Here is a 3,670-nt window from a genome sequence, read left to right as displayed (position 1 = left end):
TTCGGTCAATAGGGCATGTACATTATACCAAAAAACCTTTAATGTAAAATCATTTTTGACAGAGATGTTTGTAAGTTCATGCATGGCAGTAATAACAAGGTCCTCTTTTTTACCAATTTTCACATCCTTCATTTCTAAATGGGTATGCCTCCTATCCTTTTTTATATTAAGATAAAGCTGTGTTACTTTTTCTTCATCCCCTTCAAGAATTTGAATAAAATATCCATTATCAAATATTAGGCATCCTGAAATATCATTAGATGAATTAAATGACTTCGCAATTTCAACAATCTCTTGAATTTCTTTTGAAGTTATCTCGGGTATAGCTTTTGATCGATAGGTTAGTTGATACACTTTCATAACCCTGTTATTAAAATAATATTATTAGTTCTTCCTTAGGCTGAGTTGCGACTTGCATTAATGTTGCCATAAAGAGAACGCGTTACAATTTTCTCATATACTTTTTTGTCCTTAGTGTTCTGGCCTATCTTGTGTAGGGCATATTGCTGAATAACCAGTAAGGGTAGTACGATGTTTTCCCTGATCTTAATGGACTCCCTGGAAACAGCCTCATTTTCCATCAGGATCTTAAAATTACTGATTTTGAGTAACATTTGTTTTGATAAAACATATTCCTCATGCAGCATCTGCCAAAAAGGTCCATATTCCGGATCTTCTTTCATGTAAGCAGTAAGTTCGAAATATGATTTGGAAAGTGACATCATACTATTGAGCATTAATGCTTCAAAGAAGGGTACTTCCCGGAATAATTTCTTTATTTCCTTCAGCTTGCCTTGCTGTACAAGAGTCTGAATAGCAGTTCCTATTCCGTAATATCCGGGCACATTTTGTTTCAGTTGGCTCCAGGAGCCCACAAAAGAGATCGCCCTTAGATCGGACAATTCCAGTTTTGCTTTCTGTCCCCTTTTACCGGGTCTGCTTCCTATATTGGCCTTCGTATAATATTTTAAAGTACTCCTATTTTCCAGATACGGAATAAACATAGAGTGTTGTTTTAGCGCATCGTATTTTGCAAAACTCAATAGCGATAATTCTTCTATCAACTTTCTTGAATCCGCACTAATCACGTTCTCCTTTCCAAAAAGATTATTAGATAGTCCGGCTGTTAGCAGTTGTTCCGAATTATGGATAAAATGATCCTTTGTGCCGTAGGTACTGGTAATTGTCTGCCCCTGAATTGTGAGTTGTATCTCATTATTGGCTATATCCTTGGTCTGAGAGGCATAAAATCTGTGCGTTTTACCACCACCTCTTGCCGGCGGTCCGCCTCTGCCATCAAAGAACAATGCTTTTATTCCATGTCTAGAACAAACCTTGGAAAGTGTTTCTTTGGTCTTAAAAATAGACCAGTTGGCCTTGAGATATCCTCCGTCCTTGGTTCCATCCGAGAATCCGAGCATTATGGTCTGTTTTTGATCTCTTTGTTGGAGGTGCCTTTGGTATTCCGGTAGTGAAAACAAGGTATTCATGATCTCTTCTGAACGTTCCATCCCGATCATGGTTTCAAAAAGAGGTACGATGTCGAATGAAATATCCCCGGGAGCGTACCCACACCATCTAAACAGCGCATGGACAAAAAGAACTGAAAATATATCTTCAGAATTGCTAATGATATATCTGTTACAGCCATCCTCCCCATTTCTGGCTTTAATCGCTTTTAACTGTTTGATGTTAACAATAGTATCTACTAAGATATCGTCCTCAAAATCATCTGCTTCCAGCTGAATATTTTCATGGAGCAAGATGCTGGTGAGTTCGGCATCTTCTAATTCTGAAAGTGACTTCTTGATATATCCTTTCTTCTGAAGGATCTCTTCGATCAGTTGAACATGTTTGCTGTGATCCTGACGAATATCGAGGGTGGCGAAATGGGTCTTAAAAATGCGAACCTTATCCATTAATTGTTCCAGGTCCTGACTGTATAATCCCTGATACCTTTCATTGAGTGTTTCCTTAATTCCCGTCAATGAATCTATGATCTCCTCATAGCCTAATACCCTATCCACGTTGAACATGGCGGTATACAGCTTTTCCTGTAACAGGTTCAGGGGTTCCTGAAGTGCTTTAAAAGTTAGCTTCTTACGTAGTTTCTTTAGATCATTGTAGTAGCACTTCATCAGGGTTATCCGAAGCTCATCTGCAACGTCTTTGGTAATGGCGGCCGTAACAAATGGATTACCATCTCTGTCTCCTCCGGGCCAAAAGCCAAGTTTTTTCTTTTCTAATATTGGCCTTTATATAGCTATACAATTCTCCCACAGCATCATAGTAAATATTCCTGAGGATATAAATGATGTTCTTAGCCTCTTCCAGCGGTGTAGGCTTTTTCGAGTTGATCAACGAAGTAAGCCCTAACTGCTGTAAGACAACATCTATATCGTTGATCTTGTCATCGAGGATTAGATGCCTTAATTCCTCAATAATATCTAATACAGCAGGAGTGTAGAATTGAGTGGGATGGGCCGTGAGGACTATTCTGGCACTAAAGGTTTCCAGTTGCCTGGAAATTGTATTCCATTTCTTTTTCTTATCTACAAGTTGAAAATAATCCTTGATGGTTCGCGAAGTACTCAGCTCGTGTAATTTTGGAAAAGCAGCATCCTCTACACTGTCATATAAAACAACCTGCCGTTCCACGTACTGAATAATACGGAACATAAAATCGATCTTATCCTGTTCAGAACTTATGTTTGCATAATTCTTAAAGAAATGATCCATGATCTGCTGTGGATTTTGACCAGATTGTAAACCCTTTTCACATTGATGATATAGCAACGGGATCAACATCCCTACATTTTCTATATTTTGATAAGGAAGGTTTAAAAACAAGCTATTGTATATATAGAACTTGTTTTTGACCAATTTTTTAAATTCTTCTACTCGTTTTTGTGGCATATATATGTTCTCTTCAATATGAGCTTAAGGTTCAAAGTAAAGTCGCTAGTTATTTTAAGGTATAAATATCCATATTATTACCGTATGCCTGCCCTCAATTGAGCGAAATAACAAAAAAATCTATCCTGACAACAAATCCAACACAGTTTACAACATACTTTCTGCTTTACAGGAGATCTAACATATATTGTATGTGTAATAATACATTACCGTTTTTCATTTTCATATAGTGTTCTCGTAAAGGGGTCTTGTTCTGCGACAAGGCCCTTTTCAATTTACCCTAAAAGAACGGTTGATATTGCAGGACCCTAAAATCGAATGTATTAAAATTTGCATTTTCCTCCTTCATTTTCTTATAACTTTCCATACTGCCCACCGCCCTGTTGGCAGCTCCTGAAGGCGCTGTTAAAGATACAGTTCTAATAACCCTGGAAGGTGATCTCAGGCTAAACTCATGGATCCTCGGAACCTCATCAGAAATACAGCGCAAGCTGATCCCCTGAGCTTTGAGATGTTTCCTAAAAAGATATTCCGGACCATTGAGGCTGTTACCACCGGTAAACAAAAGCGTCTGTATATTTGAGTATTCTTGCAGATACCCTACAATATTTCTGAGAGAGATGTTTTTCATCCCTATGTCTGAAGAATCTATTTTGTTCCGTTTGGCACTAGCCACAATATCGCAAATGGCAATCTTTCGCTCTCGCAAGAATTGCACCCTTTCTTCAATGGCTTTTTCTGAGGTCTCAAAGCT

General features: G+C 38.1%; 2 protein-coding genes and 1 pseudogene. All 3 read right to left on the bottom strand.

Annotated elements, in window-relative coordinates; genetic code table 11:
• The coding region (locus tag Q0X72_RS13635) for a BLUF domain-containing protein (protein ID WP_297766531.1) at positions 1-360 on the bottom strand (360 nt) is incomplete at its 3' end.
• 35 nt (positions 361-395) lie between these two features.
• A pseudogene (locus tag Q0X72_RS13630) lies at positions 396-2,916 on the bottom strand (phosphoenolpyruvate carboxylase).
• Between the two features lie 280 nt (positions 2,917-3,196).
• Positions 3,197-3,670, bottom strand: a 474-nt coding sequence (locus Q0X72_RS13625; RefSeq protein WP_297766529.1) for a uracil-DNA glycosylase family protein, incomplete at its 5' end; no start/stop codon positions are given.

The sequence above is a fragment of the uncultured Muriicola sp. genome (assembly GCF_947258935.1).
Classification (GTDB): Bacteria; Bacteroidota; Bacteroidia; order Flavobacteriales; family Flavobacteriaceae; genus Muriicola.
This window is presented reverse-complemented; position numbering and strand designations above follow the sequence as displayed.